This window comes from Loktanella atrilutea, from assembly GCF_900128995.1.
GTDB lineage: Bacteria > Pseudomonadota > Alphaproteobacteria > Rhodobacterales > Rhodobacteraceae > Loktanella > Loktanella atrilutea.
Genome location: NZ_FQUE01000001.1, coordinates 788,766 through 809,757, shown reverse-complemented (window position 1 = coordinate 809,757; position 20,992 = coordinate 788,766). Strand labels below are relative to the sequence as shown.

At 67.4% G+C, this 20,992-nt stretch carries 22 protein-coding genes and 1 tRNA gene; 16 read left to right on the top strand and 7 right to left on the bottom strand.

What is annotated here, in order from left to right; translation table 11 throughout:
- Positions 1–10 precede the first annotated feature (10 nt).
- Together BUA54_RS03950 and BUA54_RS03945 are read left to right on the top strand one after the other, a co-directional pair.
- On the top strand, positions 11–1,150 hold the full coding sequence (locus BUA54_RS03950) for a glycosyltransferase family 4 protein (protein WP_072855863.1): 1,140 nt from the start codon (positions 11–13) through the stop codon (positions 1,148–1,150).
- Positions 1,147–3,297: a GumC family protein gene (locus BUA54_RS03945; RefSeq protein ID WP_072855862.1), complete on the top strand. Its 2,151-nt coding sequence runs from the start codon at positions 1,147–1,149 to the stop codon at positions 3,295–3,297. The genes BUA54_RS03950 and BUA54_RS03945 overlap by 4 nt, the downstream gene beginning before the upstream one ends.
- An 89-nt stretch (positions 3,298–3,386) precedes the next feature.
- Here BUA54_RS03945 and BUA54_RS03940 read toward each other — a convergent pair.
- Positions 3,387–3,476, bottom strand: a tRNA-Ser gene (locus BUA54_RS03940).
- A gap of 160 nt (positions 3,477–3,636) precedes the next feature.
- On the opposite strand from BUA54_RS03940, the gene BUA54_RS03935 reads away from it, so the two are divergent.
- Positions 3,637–4,479 carry a DUF2059 domain-containing protein gene (locus BUA54_RS03935; RefSeq protein WP_072855861.1) on the top strand — a complete coding sequence of 281 codons (843 nt, stop codon included), beginning with the start codon at positions 3,637–3,639 and terminating at the stop codon, positions 4,477–4,479.
- Here BUA54_RS03935 and BUA54_RS03930 read toward each other — a convergent pair.
- Positions 4,467–4,823, bottom strand: a complete 357-nt coding sequence (locus BUA54_RS03930; protein WP_072855860.1) for a hypothetical protein — start codon at positions 4,821–4,823, stop codon at positions 4,467–4,469. The genes BUA54_RS03935 and BUA54_RS03930 overlap by 13 nt on opposite strands.
- 182 nt (positions 4,824–5,005) lie before the next feature.
- Between BUA54_RS03930 and BUA54_RS03925 the strand changes: the two genes are divergently transcribed.
- The 6 genes from BUA54_RS03925 to BUA54_RS03900 all read left to right on the top strand — a co-directional run bounded on the left by BUA54_RS03925 (position 5,006) and on the right by BUA54_RS03900 (position 10,142).
- Positions 5,006–5,695, top strand: coding sequence for a 50S ribosomal protein L21 (locus tag BUA54_RS03925; protein ID WP_072855859.1), 690 nt, complete (start codon positions 5,006–5,008; stop codon positions 5,693–5,695).
- Between the two features lie 12 nt (positions 5,696–5,707).
- Positions 5,708–5,977 (top strand): 50S ribosomal protein L27, encoded by a 270-nt coding sequence (rpmA, locus tag BUA54_RS03920; protein WP_072855858.1) that lies wholly within the window; start codon positions 5,708–5,710, stop codon positions 5,975–5,977.
- Between the two features lie 113 nt (positions 5,978–6,090).
- The gene (locus BUA54_RS03915; protein WP_072855857.1) at positions 6,091–6,633 is read left to right on the top strand and encodes a GNAT family N-acetyltransferase; all 543 of its coding nucleotides are present in this window, start codon (positions 6,091–6,093) and stop codon (positions 6,631–6,633) included.
- A gap of 85 nt (positions 6,634–6,718) precedes the next feature.
- Positions 6,719–7,789 carry a GTPase ObgE gene (gene obgE / locus BUA54_RS03910; RefSeq protein ID WP_072855856.1) on the top strand — a complete coding sequence of 357 codons (1,071 nt, stop codon included), beginning with the start codon at positions 6,719–6,721 and terminating at the stop codon, positions 7,787–7,789.
- On the top strand, positions 7,777–8,901 hold the full coding sequence (gene proB / locus BUA54_RS03905; protein ID WP_072855855.1) for a glutamate 5-kinase: 1,125 nt from the start codon (positions 7,777–7,779) through the stop codon (positions 8,899–8,901). The genes obgE and proB overlap by 13 nt, the downstream gene beginning before the upstream one ends.
- On the top strand, positions 8,898–10,142 hold the full coding sequence (locus BUA54_RS03900; RefSeq protein ID WP_072855854.1) for a glutamate-5-semialdehyde dehydrogenase: 1,245 nt from the start codon (positions 8,898–8,900) through the stop codon (positions 10,140–10,142). The genes proB and BUA54_RS03900 overlap by 4 nt, the downstream gene beginning before the upstream one ends.
- A 160-nt stretch (positions 10,143–10,302) precedes the next feature.
- Here BUA54_RS03900 and BUA54_RS03895 read toward each other — a convergent pair whose 3' ends face one another.
- Positions 10,303–10,905, bottom strand: coding sequence for a histidine phosphotransferase family protein (locus BUA54_RS03895; protein WP_072855853.1), 603 nt, complete (start codon positions 10,903–10,905; stop codon positions 10,303–10,305).
- Between the two features lie 33 nt (positions 10,906–10,938).
- Here BUA54_RS03895 and BUA54_RS03890 point away from each other — a divergent pair, with 33 nt between their 5' ends.
- From BUA54_RS03890 to olsA, 3 genes are all read left to right on the top strand, one after another.
- Positions 10,939–11,124, top strand: coding sequence for a DUF3553 domain-containing protein (locus BUA54_RS03890; RefSeq protein ID WP_072855852.1), 186 nt, complete (start codon positions 10,939–10,941; stop codon positions 11,122–11,124).
- Between the two features lie 132 nt (positions 11,125–11,256).
- On the top strand, positions 11,257–12,021 hold the full coding sequence (locus BUA54_RS03885; RefSeq protein ID WP_072856141.1) for a GNAT family N-acetyltransferase: 765 nt from the start codon (positions 11,257–11,259) through the stop codon (positions 12,019–12,021).
- The gene (gene olsA, locus BUA54_RS03880; RefSeq protein WP_072855851.1) at positions 12,018–12,812 is read left to right on the top strand and encodes a lyso-ornithine lipid O-acyltransferase; all 795 of its coding nucleotides are present in this window, start codon (positions 12,018–12,020) and stop codon (positions 12,810–12,812) included. The genes BUA54_RS03885 and olsA overlap by 4 nt, the downstream gene beginning before the upstream one ends.
- A 12-nt stretch (positions 12,813–12,824) precedes the next feature.
- Here olsA and BUA54_RS03875 read toward each other — a convergent pair whose 3' ends face one another.
- Positions 12,825–13,448 carry a thiamine phosphate synthase gene (locus BUA54_RS03875; protein WP_072855850.1) on the bottom strand — a complete coding sequence of 208 codons (624 nt, stop codon included), beginning with the start codon at positions 13,446–13,448 and terminating at the stop codon, positions 12,825–12,827.
- A gap of 54 nt (positions 13,449–13,502) precedes the next feature.
- Entirely contained in the window at positions 13,503–13,832 is a 330-nt protein-coding gene (locus BUA54_RS03870; RefSeq protein ID WP_072855849.1) for a TfoX/Sxy family protein, read from the bottom strand.
- A gap of 72 nt (positions 13,833–13,904) precedes the next feature.
- Between BUA54_RS03870 and BUA54_RS03865 the strand changes: the two genes are divergently transcribed.
- Positions 13,905–14,642: an RNA methyltransferase gene (locus BUA54_RS03865; protein WP_072855848.1), complete on the top strand. Its 738-nt coding sequence runs from the start codon at positions 13,905–13,907 to the stop codon at positions 14,640–14,642.
- Between the two features lie 139 nt (positions 14,643–14,781).
- Entirely contained in the window at positions 14,782–16,593 is a 1,812-nt protein-coding gene (locus BUA54_RS03860) for an ATP-binding cassette domain-containing protein (RefSeq protein WP_072855847.1), read from the top strand.
- 347 nt (positions 16,594–16,940) lie between these two features.
- Here BUA54_RS03860 and BUA54_RS03855 read toward each other — a convergent pair whose 3' ends face one another.
- Positions 16,941–17,945 carry a Fe(3+) ABC transporter substrate-binding protein gene (locus tag BUA54_RS03855; protein ID WP_072856140.1) on the bottom strand — a complete coding sequence of 335 codons (1,005 nt, stop codon included), beginning with the start codon at positions 17,943–17,945 and terminating at the stop codon, positions 16,941–16,943.
- A gap of 46 nt (positions 17,946–17,991) precedes the next feature.
- The gene (gene mazG / locus BUA54_RS03850) at positions 17,992–18,831 is read right to left on the bottom strand and encodes a nucleoside triphosphate pyrophosphohydrolase (protein WP_072855846.1); all 840 of its coding nucleotides are present in this window, start codon (positions 18,829–18,831) and stop codon (positions 17,992–17,994) included.
- Positions 18,832–18,889: 58 nt separating this feature from the next.
- On the opposite strand from mazG, the gene BUA54_RS03845 reads away from it, so the two are divergent.
- Positions 18,890–20,047: a M20 aminoacylase family protein gene (locus BUA54_RS03845; RefSeq protein ID WP_072855845.1), complete on the top strand. Its 1,158-nt coding sequence runs from the start codon at positions 18,890–18,892 to the stop codon at positions 20,045–20,047.
- A 2-nt stretch (positions 20,048–20,049) separates the two neighbouring features.
- Positions 20,050–20,991, top strand: a complete 942-nt coding sequence (gene speB / locus BUA54_RS03840) for an agmatinase (protein ID WP_072855844.1) — start codon at positions 20,050–20,052, stop codon at positions 20,989–20,991.
- Position 20,992: the final 1 nt, after the last annotated feature.

Here is a 20,992-nt window from a genome sequence, read left to right as displayed (position 1 = left end):
GATATCCTGTATGAATGTGGCACCCACAACGACCCGCAAAGCCCTGAACATCTGTCACTACCTGCCCGGCGGGACAGAGTCCGGTGGCGGGATCGGCCGGCTCGTCGGATACATCAAGTTCGCCGACGGCCAGGCCGACCACCGCGTCATCGACACGCGCGGCACACGGTTCAGCCCGGCAACCTCCGCCCTGCGGTTGGCCCATGCCCTGTGCGCCATGGCCGTCAGCCGCGTCACCGCGCCGCAGACCGTCCACCACATCCATGTCGCCGGGCGCGGCAGTACCCGCCGCAAGCTGATCCTGACCGCCTGGGCCCGGGCGCTGGGCTGCACCCATCTGCTGCACCTGCACGACTACGACTACGCGACCGATCTGGCGGCGCGGTCCCCGCGGCAGTTGCGGGCAATCCGGCGCATGTTCGCCGGTGCCGACGGCGTGCTGGTCCTCGGTCAGCGGGACCGGCGTACGGTCTTCAACCTGCTGGGGCATGGCACGGACAAGGTCACGGTGCTGCACAACGCGGTGCCCGACCCCGGCCCGGCGGTGGCCGTACCGCAGACCGGGGCTGCCCCGGTGCGCCTGCTCTTCCTCGGTCAACTCGGCCCCCGCAAGGGTGTGCCCGAACTTCTTCGCGCGCTGGCCGATCCCGCGCTCGCCGCGTTGCCCTGGCAGGCGGTGCTGGCTGGCGACGGCCCGGTCGCGACCTACCGCGCAGAGGCCGCGGCCCTAGGGCTGTCGGACCGGGTGACGCTGACCGGCTGGCTGAACGCCGCGCAGGTCGACGCCTTGTGCCGCCGCTTCGACATCCTCGTGCTGCCCTCCCACGGCGAGGGAATGGCGATGGCCGTCCTTGAAGGTCTGGCGCACGGGCTCGCCGTCGTGACAACGCCCGTCGGCGCCCATGGCGAGGTGCTGACCAACGGCATCACCGGTGTCTTCGTGCCCGTCGGCGACGTGACGGCGCTGGCCGCGACGCTGGCGCGTCTGATCGCGGACGGGACGGAACGCGCCGCGCTGTCGCGCGCGGGACGGGCCCATTACCTGCAATATTTCAGTATCGCGGCCTATACCGCGCATCTGGACCAGATCTACCGCGCGACCGCCGAACAGGCCTGCACGACCCGAGACTTGCAAAGAGGTGCGGCATGAACCAGATTTCCGGCAACAGTATCGCATGGCTCAAGACGACAGAGCCCGATGCGATCACGCCGACCGCGAATGACCTCGACCTGATGGTTCTCGTGCGGCTCGTCCGGCGCAGGCTTGGCGTCATCCTCGGGGTCACGGCCCTCGTGACACTGCTTTCACTGCCCTACATCCTGTCCATAGTGCCGGTTTATCAGGCTGAGGCGCGCTTTCTGGTCACCCCGGTCCTCAGCGTCGAGGACGGTCAGCCGGCCGAGGTCTTCGTCATGTCCGACGAAGTCGAGCGTCTGCGCGCACGCACCGTGGTGGAGCGGGTCGTGGACCGCCTGAACCTGACCGGGAAGCCGGAATTCAATCCCGCGCTCGCGCCCGTCACCGGGCTTTCCCGGCTGCATCAGCGGATCAGCCCCGCCGATGCGGGACCCACGCCGCCGGGCGATGCGACAAGCCGCGCCGTCGCCGCCGTCTACGGCCGCCTCTCGGTCTGGCGGCAGACCGAGAACATCCTCCAGCTGACCTTCCGCTCGACCGATCCGGAGGTCGCGGCGGCGGTGCCCAATGCGATCATCGCGTCCTACGTGGACGAGGTGACGGCGCATCGCGACGCCCGCGTGACCGAGGCGCTCGACCAGTTGCGGCTGCGCGCACAGGATCAGGCCGCCCGGACCGCGCAGGCCCGCGCCGATATCGCGGCCCTGCGGACCGCACAGGCCGGCGTGGCCGGCGGCTCGGACGCCGCGGCGGACGAGACCCAGCTGACCATGCTCAACCAGCAGCTTGCGGACCTGCAGGCCCGCCGCGCCGATCTTGCGGCCACTGTCGCCACGGTCGAGGCCAACTTGAACGACAACGGCCCCGCACCCCTGAACGAAACCGCGGCGGTGACTCAGCTGCGCCAGTCCCTCGACCGGCAGGAACGCGATCTGGCCCATCTGACCAGCCTCTTCGGCGACGGCTACGGCGGCGTGCAGACCCAGCGCGCGCAGGTCGCGGACCTCAAGGACGCGATCCGGCGGGAACTGTCGAACTGGGCCGCTTCGATGCGCGCGCAACTTGTCCATATCGATCAGGAGGAAGCGGCCCTTCAGGCCAAACGCGGCACCGCACAGGGTCAGCTGACGCAACTGTCGGCCGGCGAACTGGACATGGCCAATCTGGTCGCCCGGGCGGATGATCAGGCGACAAAGCTGGACACCGTGAACGACCAGATCCGCCTGCTTGAAACCGTGCTGCGCCGCCCCGCGGTGAATGTCGACGTCCTGACGCCCGCTGCCGTGCCGCTCTGGCCGGAAGGACGGGGGCGCAAGGTCTACCTTCTGATTGCCATTCTGGGCGGCGCGGTGCTGGGACTGACCTGCGCCGGTATCCTCGACCTGACCGACCGGGCGGTGCGCAGCCCCCGACAGCTGGCGGCTGATCCCTCGGTCCTGCCGGTCGGCCTGCTACCGCAGTCGCGCCGGACGGGGCGGGCCCGGACGCGTCCCGCCACGGACACGCGGCTCACCCATGCGGCGGACAGGCTCGTGCGCGGCATCGCCGCGTCCTCCGGCGGTGAATTCCCGAGCAGCCTGCTGATCACCGCCACGCGCAGGGGCGACGGCTGCCGCTTCGTCGCCGCCGCGATCGGGCAGGCGCTCTCCGCCAACGGGCGCCAGATCCTGATCGTCGATACCCTGCCGCAGCGCCGCCGGTTCGGCCTGTCCCAAGCGAAGGACAAGCGTGCGGGCTTTGCCGAATATTTGCGGGGTCAGGTCAACATCGATGCCGCGATGCGCCGCGATCCGGCGACCGGACAGATGAAGATGTCGCGCGGCACCGGCCCGCTGCCGCCGCTCTACGACGACGCCCCGATCAAGGCGCTGATCGCCGCCGCCGCCGCGCGGGGCCTTTGCGTCGTCATCATCGGCACGCCGCCGCGCGACAGCGTGTCGGTCGACCGGATCGCCGGTGCCGTATCGCAGGTGTTGCTGGTGACCCGTTGGGGCAGGACCCCCCGCGATCTGGTCGCACAGACCCTCGACGAACTGCGCGAACAGCACATCGGCCGCATCCTGACCGTGATCAACCGGGTCAAGCCCCGGCGCTACGCTCTCTACAACGTCCACACACCCGCGCTCCTGACCGGACCAAAGCGCAGCAATTCGTGGTAAGGGCTAAAGCCTCTCGCCAGAAGGGCTGCAATGCGATCCTGCCACCCGCAGGGGCGGTGGCGGGTATCTTGAACCGGTCATCAGGAAAATGGCGGAGAGACAGGGATTCGAACCCTGGGAACCCTTGCAGGCTCAACGGTTTTCGAGACCGCCACGTTCGACCACTCCGTCACCTCTCCGCGCGGGGGCCGTCTTGGCAGGGGATTTAGAACGCGGCCGGGCAAACCGCAACCCCCTGCATCGCGACAAGCTGACTTTGTCGTGCGCAGCCAAGGCGGCGCTTGGATTATTCATCATTCGCCCCTATCAAGTCGCTACCCCGTTCCCCGAGGATGCCCCATGCTGCACGCCGCCCGTTCCCTGTTCCTGGCCCCCCTGGCACTCGTCGCCACGCTGAATGGCGCCACAGCGCAGGCCGTCGATGCGGAAAAGGGGGCGGCGCTCTTCGACGCCCTCGGCCTGCCGGAGATGATCGAGATCATGCGCGAGGAAGGGCTGGCCTACGGGCAGGACATCAACGACGGTCTGCTGTCTGGTGCCGCGAGCGCCTCCTGGGACAAGACCGTCAGCGACATCTACGACCTTGACCGGATGCGGGGCGCGGCTGCCGCCGAACTGAACGCCGCCGTCGCCGGCAAGGACGTCGACGCGATGCTGGACTTCTTCACCTCCGACCTCGGGCAGGAGATCATCGAGCTTGAAACCTCGGCCCGGCGGGCGCTGCTGGACGAGGCCGTCGATGCCGCCGCCAAGGAGGCGGCAGGACTGGCGCTGGCCGACGATACGCCCCGGTCGCGGATGATCACGACCTTCGCGCAGACCAACGACCTGATCGACACCAACGTCGTGGGGGCGATGAACGCGAACTATGCCTTCTACATGGGCCTGCAGGACGGCGGCGCCTACGACAGCACCCTGACAGAGGATCAGGTCCTCGCCGACGTCTACAATCAGGAGCCCGAGATCAGGGCGAACACGACCGAATGGGTCTACGGCTTCCTCACCATGGCCTACCAGCCGCTCTCGGACGACGAGCTGCAGGCTTACATCGACTTTTCAAAGACGAAACCCGGTCAGGACCTGAACGTCGCGATGTTCGACGCCTTCGACCAGATGTTCGTGGCGATCAGCCGCGACCTTGGCCGCGCCTCCGCCCTGACGATGGCCGGTCAGGACATCTGACCGTCGCCGCCGCCCCAGATCAGCAGGGCAGAGGTCAGGGCGGCGGGATTCGCCTCGTAAAGCCCGCGGTCGTTCTGCAGCTGGATGATCCGGGCGGGTCGATCCTCGACCGGGACGCCCGCCGCGTCGAAGGCCGCGGACAGGGCCGGGCCGCCGCCCGCGTCGATCTGGGCCATGATCGCGGGGAATTCCGACTTCACCGCCAGTTCCACGGCGCCGCGCTGTTGGTCGGGCGCGGTGAAGGCACCGGTCACGCCGGTGAAGGGGTTGCGCACCCCGCCGCCCGGCGCGCAGGCGGTGACGGCGGCGGTCAGCAGGATCAGGCAGGGCAGGGCGATACGCATGGGTGGACCTCGTTCTTCGGGGTTGACTTGCAGGCCCATAGGTCAGATAAGCCGCCATCCCGGCAAGACCCTTGTCGGGATTGATACATGAATTCGCCCAAGGGCGCGCTGTTGACGGGTGGCTGAGGCCGCAAATGCCCTTCGGGGAACCTGACCGACGCGAAAGACAAAAGGAAAGACATATGTTTGCGGTTCTCAAGACCGGTGGCAAGCAATACCGCGTCCAGTCGGGCGACGTGCTGCGTGTCGAAAAGCTGGACGCTCAGGCCGGCGACGAAATCCAGTTCAACGACGTTCTGATGGTCGGCGACACGATCGGCGCACCGCTGGTCGAAGGCGCCGGCGTCAAGGCCACCGTGATCGACCAGATCAAGGGCCCGAAGACGATCAACTTCGTCAAGCGTCGTCGTAAGCACGGTTCGCAGCGCAAGAAGGGACACCGCCAGCAGCTGACCCTCGTGCGTATCGGCGACATCCTGGAATCCGGCGCCTCCGACACCGGCATCCGCGCCGCCCTGTCGGGCCGTGGCATCGCCTTTGCAACCGGTGCCGTGGCCATGGCCGCCGCCGGTGCAGCCGCCGCCTACGCCGCGACCCGCAGCGATGACACGGCCGACGCCAAGCCCGCCAAGAAAGCCGCTGCCCCCAAGGCCGCCAAGGCTGACGCCCCCGCCGGCGGCGACGATCTGAAGGTGCTCTCGGGCGTGGGCCCCGCGCTGGAAAAGAAGCTGCACGCCGAAGGCATCACCACCTACGCGCAGATCGCCGCCTGGTCTGACGCAGACGTCGAAGAGTTCGGCGAGAAGCTGAACTTCAAGGGCCGGATCGAGCGTGAAGGCTGGGTCGAGCAGGCCAAAGAACTTTCGAAGTAAGGAGACCGACACATGGCACACAAAAAAGCAGGCGGTTCATCCCGTAACGGGCGCGACAGCGCCGGACGCCGCCTTGGCGTCAAGAAGTTCGGTGGCGAGGTCGTCATTCCGGGCAACATCATCATGCGTCAGCGCGGCACCAAGATGTGGCCGGGCAACGGCGTCGGCATGGGCAAGGATCACACGATCTTTGCAACCGTCGAAGGCAACGTGCAGTTCCACAAGGGCCTGAAGGGTCGCACCTTCATTTCCGTCCTGCCGGTGGCCGAGGCCGCGGAATAAGCCGAGACACCTGACAAGATGAGGGGGATCGGTGCAAACCGGTCCCCCTTTTTGCATTTCAAGCGCCCGTCATATTCTGGGCGCACCATCGGTTTTGAGGAGGAGCGAAACCCATGATCATTGCCCCGGTCACGACGCAGAAGACCTATGTTTCCGATCGGTTCTCGCTGCGCCCGCTGCGCGCGTCCGACGTCGGCCTGATTTCCATGTATGCCGCCGATCCCAAGCTGGCCCGCGCCACCCGCGCCATCCCGCATCCGCTGCCCCCCGGCGTGATCGAGGCGATGATCGCCCGCGCGTCGCACCCCGACCGGGCAGAGGATATCTGGGTCCTCGACGGCACCTGCACCGGCCACGCCGAGGTGCTGGGCCTGATCTCGCTCGCGCCGATGGACCGGGCGCAGTCCGAACTCTTCTACTGGGTGGCGCCCGCCTTCTGGAACGTCGGCTTCGCGACCGAAGCGGTGCGCACCCTGCTGGCCCACAATCCGCATCAGGCGGCGCAATACTTCGCCGAAGCGTTTCAGGACAGTCCCGGGTCCGCCCGCGTACTGACGAACTGCGGCTTCGACTACCTCGGCGACGCAGAGGCGTTCAGCGTCGCGCGCAATGCACTGGTGCCCACCTGGACCTACATGCTCAAGACCGGGCTCTGATCCGGCAAGCGGCCGGGCGGCACTCTCTTGAGAAACACCCCCAAAGGGCGTAACAGCGCCCCTTAACAGCCCGAAAGCCCGTCCGATGAAATTCCTCGACCTGTGCAAAGTCTACATCCGGTCCGGCGGCGGCGGCGCCGGCTGCGTATCGTTCCGGCGCGAGAAGTTCATTGAATACGGCGGCCCGAACGGCGGCGACGGCGGCAACGGCGGCTCCGTGATCGCCGTGGCGGTGGACGGGCTGAACACGCTGATCGACTTCCGCTATCAGCAGCACTTCTTTGCCCAAAGCGGCCAGCACGGCATGGGGCAGGGCATGACCGGCAAGACCGGCGAAGACATCATCCTGCGTCTGCCCGTGGGGACCGAGATCATTGACGAGGACGAGGAAACCGTCATTGCCGACCTGACCGAGGTCGGTCAGGAGGTCGTGCTCGCCCGCGGCGGCAACGGCGGCTGGGGCAACCTTCACTTCAAATCCGCCACCAACCAAGCTCCGCGCCGCGCCAACCCGGGGCAGGAGGGGGTGGAGCGCACGATCTGGCTCCGCCTCAAGCTGATCGCCGATGCGGGTCTGCTGGGCATGCCCAACGCCGGCAAGTCCACCTTCCTCGCCGCGACATCGAACGCCCGGCCCAAGATCGCCGACTACCCCTTCACCACGCTCGTGCCGAACCTCGGCGTCGTGGGCGTGGACAACGTCGAATTCGTCGTGGCCGACATTCCCGGCCTGATCGAAGGCGCCAGCGAAGGCCGCGGCCTCGGCGACATGTTCCTGGGCCACGTCGAACGCTGCAACGTGCTGCTGCACCTCGTCGACGGCACCTCCGGCGATCCGATGCAGGACTGCCGGACCATCGTGGAGGAGCTGGAGGCCTACGGCGGCGACCTCGCTGACAAGCCCCGCATCACGGTGCTGAACAAGATCGATGCGCTGGACGCCGAGGAGCGCGCCTTCCTCAAGGACGAGATGGAGGCCAGCACCGGCGGCCCCGTCATGCTGATGTCCGGTGTCAGCGGCGAAGGCGTCACCGACGTGCTGCGCGCCCTGCGGGCCGAGATCGACGAGGGACGTCTGCGCGCGCGCGTCAGCGCCGCCGCAGGGACCGAGGAGAACGCCGACGATCCCGCCGAGGGGACGTCATGGCAACCCTGACCGCCGCGCGGCGTCTGGTCGTCAAGATCGGCTCCGCCCTGCTGGTGGACCGAACGACCGGGGCCCTGCGCGCCGACTGGCTGGCCTCCCTTGCGCAGGACGTCGCCCGCATCAGGGCCCGCGGCACCGATGTGATCCTCGTCTCCTCCGGTTCGATCGCGCTGGGGCGTGGCGTGCTCGGGCTGGCGCGGGGAGAGTTGCCCCTCGAACAATCGCAGGCCGCCGCGGCCGTGGGCCAGATCCAGCTCGCCCGGGCCTATCAGGACGTGCTGGACCCCCTTGGCATCGTCACGGCGCAGGTCCTCGTCACCCTGGACGACTCCACCGACCGCCGCCGCTACCTCAACTCCCGCGCCACGATGGAAACCCTGCTCTCCCTCGGCGTGGTTCCCATCGTGAACGAGAACGACACCATCGCCACGGACGAGATCCGCTACGGCGACAACGACCGTCTGGCGGCACAGGTCGCCGTGACGGTGGGCGCCGACCAGCTTGTGCTGCTGTCGGACGTCGACGGCCTCTATACCGCCAACCCGCAAAGCGATTCGACGGCGGAATTCATTCCCCAGGTTGCCCAGATCACCCCGGCGATCATGGCGATGGCGGGCGACGCCGTATCTGGCCTGTCCAAGGGCGGGATGAAGACCAAGGTCCTCGCGGCCCGTGTCGCGACGGAAGCCGGCTGCGCCCTATGCATTGCATTGGGATCGACAGATAACCCGTTGCTGGCGCTTGAAAACGGTGCCCGCGTCACATGGTTCGCCGCGCAGACCACGCCGCAGGCCGCCCGCAAGCGCTGGATCGCCGCGATGAAGCCGCGCGGCACCTTTACCGTCGATGCCGGCGCCGATGCCGCCCTGCACGACGGCAAGAGCCTGCTGCCCGCCGGGGTCGCGGCCGTGTCGGGCTCCTTCGACCGTGGCGACCCGGTCGAGATCGTCGGCACCACCGGCGCGCCGCTGGGTCTTGGCCTCACGAACTACAGCAGCGCCGAGGCGGGCCAGATCAGGGGCCACCGCAGCGCGGAGGTCGAGGCGATCCTCGGCTACAAGGGCCGCGCGGCCCTCATCCACCGCGACGACATGGTTCTTCAGGACAAGGGCACCCCATGACCGACCTTATGATGCAGATGGGGCAGGCGGCCCGCGCCGCCGCCCGCGACCTTGCCACCGCCGACAGCGCCACCAAGGACCGCGCCCTCCTGGCCGCCGCCGAGGCGATGCTTGCCACGAAGGACGCGATCCTTGCCGCCAACGCGCGCGACATGGATTTCGGCCGCGACAAGGGCCTGTCGGACGCCATGATGGATCGGCTGCTGCTGACGCCCGAGCGTATTCAGGGCATGGTCGATGGCCTGCGCGCCATCGCCGCCCAGACCGACCCGGTGGGGGCCGAGATCGACGCCTGGACCCGGCCCAACGGGCTGCGGATCCGCCGTGTCCGCACGCCGATCGGCGTGATCGGCGTGATCTATGAAAGCCGTCCCAATGTCACCGCCGACGCGGGCGCGCTCTGCCTGAAATCCGGCAATGCCGTCATCCTGCGCGGCGGCTCCGAAAGCCTGCACTCCTCGCTCGCGATTCACGCGACGCTCGTCGCTGGCCTGCGCGCCGCCGGTCTGCCAGAGGCCGCGATCCAGCTTGTCCCCACCCGCGACCGGGCCGAGGTCACGGCCATGCTGCAGGCCACGGATTTCATCGACGTCATCGTACCGCGCGGCGGCAAGGGCCTCGTCGGCCTCGTGCAGAAGGAGGCGCGGGTGCCGGTCTTTGCCCACCTCGAGGGGATCTGCCACGTCTACGTCGATGGCGCCGCCGATCTGGACAAGGCGCGCGCCATCGTCGTCAACGCCAAGACCCGCCGCACCGGCATCTGCGGATCGGCGGAATGCCTGCTGATCGACCGCGCCTTCTGGGACCGCCACGGCGACGTGCTGATCCGCGACCTGCTAAACGCAGGCGTTGAAGTGCGGGCCGAGGGCGACGCGCAGATCGCCGGCACCGTGCCTGCCACGGCAGAGGATTTCGGCCACGAATTCCTCGACATGGTGATCGCCACACGAATCGTCGACGGCGTCGGTGCCGCCATCGACCACATCCGCCGCTACGGCTCTCAGCACACTGAGGCGATCCTGACCGAGGACGATGCCACCGCCGACCGCTTCTTCCGCCATCTCGATTCGGCGATCCTGCTGCGCAACGCCTCTACCCAGTTTGCCGACGGCGGAGAGTTCGGGATGGGCGCCGAGATCGGCATCGCGACCGGCAAGCTGCACGCCCGCGGGCCCGTGGGGGCCGAGCAGCTGACCAGCTTCAAGTACCTCGTGACCGGTGACGGGACGATAAGGCCCTGACGCCTGTGGGGCCGCATCGACGCCCCAATCCGGGCCTGACAAAAGTATCGCCGCGGCAAAAGTGTTAGGACGAAAATCGGCCCGCAACGATTTGTCGTGACCTATAAAAACGAAGCGACACGCCGTCATTGCGTGACCGCAGCCCCCGACACCCGCCCCCTTATGCCGGGCCGAAGGTCGCCGTCATCTCGGTTTCGTCCTGGGTGATCGCCAGCCTGCTGCCGCAGTCCGCCATGACCTGCGGCAACAGCGCGAACTGCACCTGCGACGCCGTTTCGACCACATGGCGCCCCGGCTGCGTCAGACCTGCCCAAAGGTCGGGATCGATCCGGAAACGCTCGGCCCGGGCGGTCAGGGTCCATGTCGTGCCGTCGCGGCGGACGGTGATGTTGCCGCCGTGGGTCATCGCCGTTTCGAAGCACTGGAACAGCAGAAAGGCGCTGCGCACGTCGGTCCGGTCGGCATCGCCGTCCACCTGCCAGTCATAGCTGATGCGCCCGCCGCGGGCGGTATCGGCGAGGATCTTGACGACGTCGCGCCGGGGAAAGGTCTGGCCGGGCGTCGCCGCGCCAAAGGCCACGCGAAAGAACCGGATCCGGGCAGAGGCATTTTCGACCGAATCCGCGATCAGCGCCATTTCCGCGCTGCTGTCGCCGCCGCCCGTCAGCGACATCAGTTCGACCCCGTTGCCGATCGCGCCGATCGGGCTGATAAGGTCATGGCAGATGCGGGACCCGACGAGCGTGGCCAGATCGTTGGTCATTCCGCACACCCCGGCAGACAAAGGACGGACCCGATGCCAGACGATCTGAACGCCATGCTGGAACCCGGAATGCTGGTGCAGAACCCGGCCGCCCCCGACTGGGGCACGGGGCAAGTGCAATCCAACATCGACGGGCGTATCACGGTCAACTTCCGAGAGCAGGGGAAGGTCGTCATCGACGGATCGCGAGTCATGCTGGTCCCCGTGTTCAAGCCGTGATCAACCGACGGTAGCAACCCTGCCGCACCTGTCAATCCGATCCGGCGAGCGTGACGCCATTTGGTTGCCAAAATCTTAACGACCTGCCTTTATTCCGAAGAGACGTCCGGACCCGAAATGACCCATGTCGCCATGACCCAAGCGCTTCCGCAGTTTCGCACGCGCCTGGCCAGCAGCCCCGCCGACCTGCACGCGGCCCAGCACCTGCGCTACCGGGTCTTCGTCGACGAACTGGGCGCCGCGGGCCCGCACGTCGATCACTGCACCGCGACCGAGGCCGACGCCTTCGACGCCCATAGCGACCATCTGATGCTCGAGGATCTGTCGCGGCCCCGCGACCAAGTCGTCGGGGTCTACCGGGTGATGACGGCGGCACAGGCGCGCGACGCCGGCGGCTTTTCTGCGGCGGCGGAGTTCGACCTGGCGCCCCTGCTGACCAGTGGCCGCCCGCTGCTGGAACTGGGGCGGTCCTGCCTGCTGCCGGACTACCGCGGCGGGCCGGCGATGATGCACCTCTTCGCCGGTCTAGCGCGCCACGCGGCGAACACGTCGGGCGTGCTGCTCTTCGGTCTCGCCTCGTTTCATGGCACGGATGCCGGGGCGCTGGCCGCACCTCTGGCCTATCTGCGCCAGCATCATCTGGCGCCTGTGGAATTGCGCGCGCGGCCCCGGGGCCCCGGCGCCGTGCCGCTGCCGACCGGCGGCGCCCCCGACCGCAAGGCCGCCCTGCGTGCGGTGCCACCTCTCATCAAGGCCTACCTGCGCCTGGGGGGCGTCGTGGGCGACGGGGCCTGCATCGACGCCGGCTTCAACACGACGGATGTCTGCATGATCCTCGACACCGCCGCGATGACCGGCGAACAGCGGGCGCGCTTCGCGCCGGGACGCGCCGGATGACCTGGGCCGGCGATCCCGCCCCGGCGGTCCCGGTCATCGGGCCGCGCACCGCCCTGCGAATCCTGCGCCGGGCGATCCCGATGGCGCTGCTGGTCTTCGGCGGTCTGGCTTTGCTGCTGATCCTGCGCCTGCCGGAACGGGCCCTGCACGGACAGGACCGCCCCTGGACGCCATACCTCACGCGAACCGTCTGTCGTGGCGCCCTGCGCCTGATGGGCCTGCCGCGCCGGGTGCAGGGGACGCCGATGACCGGGCCGGGGGCGCTGGTGGCGAACCATGTCAGCTGGCTCGACATCTTCGTGCTGAACGCCGGCGGCTGCGTCGTCTTCGTGTCGAAGGCAGAGGTCGCCCACTGGCCCGGCATCGGCTGGCTGGCGCGGGCCACCGGCACGGTCTTCATCACCCGCGACCGCCGCAACGCCACCCGCGACATCGCCACCCTGCGCGACAGGTTGCGGCGCGGCCAGACGCTGGTCTTCTTTCCCGAAGGCACATCGAGCGACGGGCTACGTGTACTGCCGTTCAAGCCGACGCTCTTTGCGCCGCTGATCGAGCTGGAACTGGCCGTGCAGCCGGTGACGCTGTCATACGCCGCCCCGCGCGGCGCCGACCCGCGAACCTATGGCTGGTGGGGCGACATGGCCTTCGGTCCGCACCTGCTGGCGACGCTGGCGCTGCCGCGTCAGGGTCATGTGACGGTCACCTATCACGCGGTCCGCCACCTGACCGCCGACACCGGACGCAAGCCCCTAGCGGCACTACTGGAACGTCAGGTGAGGATCGCGCTGTAACCGACTGTCCCGTCAGGACATTGCGGCGATCATCTCGCGCAGGGTCGCGGCCGGGTCGTCTGTGCGCCAGATCTCGTCCCCGATGCCGAAGAAGTCGACATGCGGGCTCACGCCGCGGATCAGATCAACGTCGAGCGCGCCTTCCGCCACGACCGGCACCTCGATCATCTGGGACCACCAGTCGAAGAGCTCCAGCGTGGCCCGGCTGCCGTCGTCCAGCGCCGTCTCGCCCACCGGGCCAAAGCTGACGTAGTCTGCGTTCAGCTCGCCCGCGGTCATGCCGTCGTGGCGCGACTGGCCGCAGAAGGCGCCGACGATCGCATCCTCGCCCAGCTCCTTGCGGGTGGCCCGGACTGACCGCGCCCCGTCCAGCAGGTGAACTCCGTCAAGGCCGTGCCGCGCGACCATCTGCACGTGCCGCTCGATCACCAGCGCCACGTCGCGCTCCGCCGTCACCGCACGCACCGCATCGGCGGCGCGTCCGATCCGGTCCTCGTCCCGGGTCGCCAGCGACAGGCGCACGCAGGCGATCTGGGCCGCGTCCAGCACGGCAGCCAGACGCGCCGAAAAGGTGTCGAGGTCCAGTTCCGTCGGCGTGATCAGGTAGAGTTGCGGCAGGTCGGCAGCATCGGTCATGGCGGGCATCCGGTTTGAAATTTTCTGCGTTCTAGCGGGCTTTGCCGGGCTTGGCTACTTCGGCGGCAGACCCGCCACGAAATCCAGCGCAAGGGCCAGCACCGCCCCGCGCCGGGCGTCGTCCGCCATCAGCTCTGCATCCAGCGCCACCAGCCCGCCCATCGGGCGCCCGGTGAAGGCCAGCGGCGTCACACCCTCCATCGCGCAGGCCGCCGCCATGTGATCCTTGCCGACCCGCGCCATGCCGCCGTCGCGGATCACACCGCAAAGCATGTGGCCGCGTGCCATGAAGCACAGCCCGCCGAACATGTGCAGCTCGGCGATCCCCTCCACCTCCGCCAGATCCTCGCGCCACAGATGCGCCAGCCCTTCGTCGTAAGCCATGATCCGCGCCCCGATCTTGTCCTTTGATGCCCTCCAGCCTATCAGACCCCGGTCCAGACCGGAAAGCCCGCCATGCCATCGACCACGCCGCAACCCGCCTTCGTCCTGATCCGCCCCCAGATGGGCGAGAACATCGGCGCCGCCGCGCGCGCCATGTGGAACTTCGGCCTCGACCGGATGCGGATCACGGCGCCGCGCGACGGCTGGCCCAACAGCCGGGCGGTCGCCATGGCCTCCGGCGCGGGCCGCCTGCTGGACGAGGCGATGATCTACGACACGACGGCCGATGCGCTGTCCGACTGCCACTACACCTATGCCACCACCGCGCGGCCCCGCGAGCTGACCAAGCCGGTGCTGACGCCGGAAGAGGCGATGCAGGACGCCGCCGCCCGCATCGCGCGGGGGGAAAAGGTGGCCGTCATGTTCGGCCCCGAACGCGCGGGGCTGGAGAATGACGACGTCGCACAGGCCAATGCGATCATTTCGGTCCCGGTGAATCCTCAGTTCGCCTCGCTGAACCTCGGGCAATGCGTGTTGCTGACCGCCTACGAATGGCAGCGCCAGCATGGAAGCACCCTGCGCGATGCCTTCGCCCAGCCCGACCTGGCCGAGACCATCGAGGTGCAGAAGCTGGCCGAACATTACGAAGACACGCTGGGGCAGGCGGGCTTCTTCTTTCCCGACCACAAGGCCGAAAGCATGAAGCTGAATTTGCGCAACCTCTGGTCACGGATGCCGCTGACCAGTCACGACGTGCGGATGCTGCACGGGATGATGCGGCAGATGGTGCGCTGGCGGGACAGGGATTGATTTGGCCCGTGCCGGGCCAAGCCTTTGGCGAGAGTATTTGGAAAAAAGCGAGGCGGTCTTGATCCGTCACGGCGATATTTTCGTCGCAGGCACGGGGCGGGGCCTTGCGCTTTGGGATGCGCCTGCGTAGCTGACCGCCATGGCACGCGCACCCCTTCTTCAGCTTTCCGAGATCTCGCTGACCTTTGGCGGAGATCCCATTTTCGACAACCTTTCATTGGTCGTCCAGCCCGGTGACCGGGTGGCCCTCGTGGGCCGCAACGGGTCCGGCAAGTCGACCCTGATGAAGGTCATGGCCGGTCTGGTCGAGGCCGACTCCGGCGCCCGCACTGCTGCCCCCGGCGTGACCGTCGGCTACATGGAACAGGACCCGACGATGGAGGGGTTCGAGACACTGGGCGCCTACGCGGCCTCCGGCCTCGACCCGGACGAGGCCTACCGCGTCGACATGGTCGCCGAAGGGCTGAAGTTCAATCCGGCCGGGCTGGTCGCCACCGCCTCGGGCGGCGAGAAGCGGCGCGCGGCGCTGGCCAAGCTGATGGCCGAAGCACCCGAGCTGATGCTGCTGGACGAGCCGACCAATCACCTCGACATCGAGGCGATCGCTTGGCTGGAGGCGGAGCTGAAGTCCACCAAGGCGGGCTTCGTGCTGATCTCCCACGACCGGGCCTTCCTGCGAAACCTCACGCGCGCGACGCTCTGGATCGACCGGGGCGAGGTGCGCCGCGCCGAGGAAGGCTTCGACGGCTTCGAGGCCTGGCGCGACCGGATCTGGGAGGAAGAGGACCAGCAACGCCACAAGCTGAACCGCAAGATCAAGGCCGAGGCGCGGTGGGCGGTCGAGGGCATCAGCGCCCGGCGCAAGCGCAACCAGGGCCGCGTGCGCGCGCTGCAGGACCTGCGCGCCGAGCGGGCGGGCCAGATCCAGCGGCAGGGCACCGCCGCCATGGCCTTCGAAGGCGGCAGCACATCCGGCAAGAAGGTGATGGAAGCCTTTGGCCTGTTCAAGGAATTCGACGGCAAGCAGATCGTGCAGGGTCTCGACCTGACCGTCCAGCGCGGCGACCGGATCGCCTTCGTCGGGCCCAATGGCGTCGGAAAGACCACGCTCGTCAAGATGTTGCTGGGACAGGTCGAACCGGATCAGGGCAGCGTCAAGCTCGGCACCAACCTCGAGATCGCGCTCTTCGACCAGACCCGCGCGCAGCTCGACCCCGAGATGACGCTTTGGGACAACCTCGTGAACGACCCCGAGATGGGCGTTTCCGGCAAGGCCGACCAGATCATGGTGCGCGGCACGCCCAAGCATGTCGTGGGCTACCTCAAGGAATTCCTCTTCGACGAGGCGCAGGCCCGCGCCCCCGTCCGCGCCCTGTCGGGCGGCGAGAAGGCGCGCCTGCTGCTGGCGCGGCTGATGGCGAAGCCCAGCAACCTGCTGGTGCTGGACGAACCGACAAACGATCTGGACATCGAGACGCTGGACCTGCTGCAGGACCTGCTGGGCGACTACGACGGCACGGTGCTGCTGGTCAGCCACGACCGCGACTTCCTCGACCGCACCGCGACGACCACCGTGGCGATGGAGGGCGACGGGCAGGCCACGGTCTATGCCGGCGGCTGGACCGACTATCAGGCGCAGCGCGGCGACCGGGCCAAGGCGGCATCCTCCGTCGGCAAGCAGTTGTCGAAGTCCGGCAAGCAGCCGCAGGCCGTGGCCCGCAAGACCGGCCTGTCCTTCACGGAAAAGCACCGACTGGAGGAACTGCCCGGCGTCATCGCGCGGCTGGAGGCCGAGATCGCCAAGCTGGAAACCCTGATGGCCGACCCCGACCTCTTCACCCAGAACCCCGTGAAGTTCGAAAAGGCCACGGACGCCCTGACCGACCGCCACGGCAAGCTGGAAGAGGCAGAGGCCGAATGGCTGATGCTCGAGGAAAAGGCCGCGGGCTGACGTGCCACGCCCGGGCGCGACCCAGCCGCGCCGAAGCGACCCGCAATTTGGAATTAAACTTTGATTCTGTCAGTGTTTGCGTCAACACTGCGCGCATTACCGATAACGGTAAACAATTGATTAATTGGATGCGAAATGAAGAAATTTATTCTGACGGGCACAATTGCAGGTCTGTTTACACTTTCGATGGTCCTCCCTGCGGCGGCACATGGTGGCGGATGCCGCAAAAGTTCGCCTCCGGGCAAATGCTGTCACATGCAGACGTCCGTTGGCAAAGTTCATTGCCACTAGGAAGATGCCCAAACTGAGAGTCGCGGGCCCGAAAAAATTCGGGCCCGCAGCATCGTTCAGCCCTCGAAGTTCACTTCTTCCATGATCCGCAGCGCGGCGGCGCGGTGGCCGGCGACTTCGGTCAGGTCGATGTCGTCGACGGTGAATTCACCCCAGCTCTGGACCAGATCGGACAGCGGCGCACCCTCCAGTACGGGATACTCGTTGTTGACCTCGGCGTAGATCGCCTGCGCCTCCGGCGAGACGAGGAACTCCATCAGCTGCTGCGCCTCCGCCTTGTTGGGCGCGCTCTTGGTCATGGCAATGCCAGAGATGTTGACGTGGGTGCCGCCGTCCTGAAACGTCGGAAAGCGGATGCTGACGCTGTTGGCCCATTCCGTCTGTTCCGGATCGGCCAGCATCTGCCCCATGTAGTAGGTATTGCCGAGCGAGATGTCGCATTCACCCGCCCAGATCGACTTCACCTGGCTCCGGTCGTTGCCCTCGGGCTTCTTGGCAAGGTTGTCCTTCAGACCCTGCGCCCAGACCTTCGCCTCTTCCTCGCCGTGGTGGGCGATATAGGCACTCAGCAGGGCGAGGTTGTAGTCGTGCAGACCGGAGCGGGTGCAGAGCCGGCCCTTCCACTTCGGATCGGCCAGATCCTCGTAGGTGCTGATCTCGCCCTCTGCCACGCGGTCCTTGCTGGCATAGACGATGCGGGCGCGGGTCGTCAGGGCGAACCATGTGTTGTCCGTGGCGCGCAGGTTGGCGGGCACGGCATCCTGCAGGATCTGATCGTCCATCGGCTGGATCGTCCCGCTGTCCACCACCCGCTGCATGTTGGCGATGTCGACGGTCATCACCAGATCGGCGGGGCTGCGCGGGCCCTCGGCCTTCAGGCGCTCGATCAGCCCCTCGTTCACGAAGGCGAGGTTCACGGCGATGCCCGTCTTATCGGTAAAGGCATCCATCACCGGCTGGATCAGCTCGGGCTGGCGGGTGGTATAGATGTTCACGTCTGCCACGGCGGGCAGGGCACAGGCACTGGCGGCGGTCGCAAGCAAAAGGGTGCGAAGGGTCATCGGCGTCTCCATTGTTGTCGACATCCCATAAACCCGACAATTTCACTCAGGTCAATGCCCGATCCGTTCTGCCGGTCTCCCGCTCGCGGGACTTCGCCGCGTCCCACAGCGCATCCATCTCGGCCAGATCGCTGTCCGCGGGCGTCCGGCCCTCGGTAGCCAGCGCATCCTCGATCGCCGCGAACCGCCGTGTGAATTTGGCATTGGCGGCGCGCAGGGCTTCCTCCGGATCGACCCCCAGATGCCGCCCGAGGTTCGCCATGACGAAGAGCAGGTCGCCGTATTCCTCTGCCACCTTGTCGGGCGTCAGAGTGTCGCGGGCCTCGACCAGCTCGGCGGCTTCCTCGGCGATCTTGTCGACGACCATGCCGATTTCTGGCCAGTCGAAACCCACGCGCGCCGCGCGCTTTTGCAACTTCACCGCACGCATCAGGGCGGGCAGGCCGATGGCGACGCCATCCAGCGTCCGGGTCTCGCGCTTGGCGGCCCGTTCCGCGGCCTTGATCTTCTCCCAGTCGGCGGTCTGCTGGTCGGCGGACTTGTCGCGGCTCTCGTCGCCGAAGACATGCGGGTGCCGCGCCACCATCTTGTCCGAAATATCGCGCACCACGTCGTCAAAGTTGAACAGCCCCGCCTCCTCGGCCATCTGGGTGTGATAGACCGACTGCAGCAGCAGATCGCCCAACTCCCCCCGCAATTCGCCCCAGGCGTTCCGCGCGATCGCATCGGCGACCTCGTAGGCTTCCTCGATCGTGTAGGGGGCGATACTGGCGAAGTCCTGTTCGATATCCCAAGGGCAGCCTGTCTGCGGATCGCGCAAGCGGCGCATGATTTCCAGCAGGCGCGGCATCCCGCCCTCCGGGTCGTGGATCAGATCGTTCGACATTGCAGGCCTCCGGTCACTCTGCCACTGTTCTAGGGTTCACAGCCCCGGAGTGCCAGCCATGCCCGTCACCAATGCCATCGCCGCCATGGCGCCAGACCTCGCCGCATGGCGTCAGCATCTGCACACCATCCCCGAGGTGCGTTATGGCACGCAGCGGACGGCCGCCTTCGTCGCGGAAAAACTGCGCGAATTCGGCGTGGACGAGATCCACGAAGGGATTGCCGAAAACGGCCTCGTCGCGATCATCAACGGGCAGAAACCCGGCAAGACCATAGGCTTGCGCGCCGACATGGATGCGCTTCCGATGACAGAAGAGACGGAGCTGCCCTATGCCAGTCAGTCCCCCGGTGCGATGCACGCCTGCGGCCACGACGGCCACACCACGATGCTGCTGGGCGCCGCCCGCCATCTGGCCGAGACGCGGAATTTCGCGGGCCGCGTCGCGCTGATCTTCCAGCCGGCAGAGGAAGGCGGCGCGGGTGCAGAGCGGATGCGCCGCGAAGGCATCTTCGACACCTTCGACATCGCAGAGGTCTATGCCCTGCACAACGCCCCCGGCACGCCGGTCGGCCAGTTCTACACTACGCCGGGGCCGATCATGGCGGCGGTGGACGAATTCACGATTCACATCAACGGGCGCGGCGGCCATGGCGCCACGCCGCACGCCACGGTGGACCCGATCAGCGCCGCAGTGGCCATGGTGCAGGCGATCCAGACCATCGTCAGCCGCAACCACCGCGCCCTCGACGACCTCGTCGTTTCGGTCACGCAGATCCACGCCGGCACCGTGTTCAACGTCATCCCCGACAGCGCCATGATCAACGGGACCGTCCGCACCTTCGACCCCGCAGTGCAGGCCATGGTGATCCGCAGGCTGGAAGAGATCGTGCAGGGCCATGCCGCCAGCTTCGGCGTGACCGCGACGCTGGACTACGGCAACGGCGATCCCGCCACGGTCAACGACCCCGACTGCGCCGCCTTCGCGGCCGCCGTCGCGGCAGAAGTGTCGTCCTGCGATGCCAATGCCCCGCGGGAAATGGGGGCAGAGGATTTCTCCTACATGCTCGAGGCACGCCCCGGCGCCTATCTTTTCGTGGGCAATGGCGACACTGCCGGGCTGCATCACCCGAAGTACGATTTCAATGACGAAACAGCGCCTTACGGCGCGTCCTTCTTCGCGCGCCTGATCGAGCGCGCCCTGCCGCTGGGGCACTGAGGATGCCGAACCAACCGATCTCGGGCAACGACCTCGCACGGTTCTCCGGCCCGCAGACCTTCATGCGACTGCCTGCGGCCGAGACGGCGGCGGGCCTTGACGTCGGCATCATCGGCATCCCGATGGATATAGGCACCAGCTGGCGGTCCGGCACCCGGATGGGGCCGAAGCAGCTGCGCGAGCAATCGGCGATGATCCGCCCCTACAACATCCAGACCGGGGCCGCTCCCTTCGACGGTCTGCAGGTGGCCGATCTGGGTGACGTGGCGATCAACACCTTCTCGCTTTCGGACACGATCCGCATCATCACAAGGGCTTACGACGCATACCTCGCGCAGGACATCATTCCCGTGACGCTGGGCGGCGACCACAGCCTGACGCTGCCGGTGTTGCGGTCCATCGCAAAACGGCACGGCCCCGTCGCCTTGATCCACGTCGATGCCCACGCCGACGTCAACGACACCATGTTCGGCGAACGCGAGACCCATGGCACCTTCCTGCGACGGGCATGGGAGGAAAATCTCGTCGTCCCCGACAAGGTCTTTCAGATCGGCCTGCGCGGCACCGGCTATGCCGCCGACGACTTTACCGAGGCCGCGGGCTGGGGCTTCACCCAGCATCTCGCACCCGGGCTCTGGCACAAGAGCCTCGCCCCGCTGGCCGCCGAGATCACAGCGAAAATCGGCTATGCGAAGACCTACATCACCTACGACATCGACAGCCTCGACCCCGCTTTCGCCCCCGGCACCGGCACGCCGGAAATCGGCGGCCTGACCACGGCGCAGGCCATGGAACTGATCCGCGGTCTGCGCGGCCTGAACATCGTCGGCTGCGATCTGGTCGAAGTCTCGCCGCCCTACGATCCCTCCGGCAACACCGCGCTCGTCGGTGCCAATCTGCTGTTCGAGATGTTGTCGATCCTGCCCGGCGTCCCATATCGCTAGG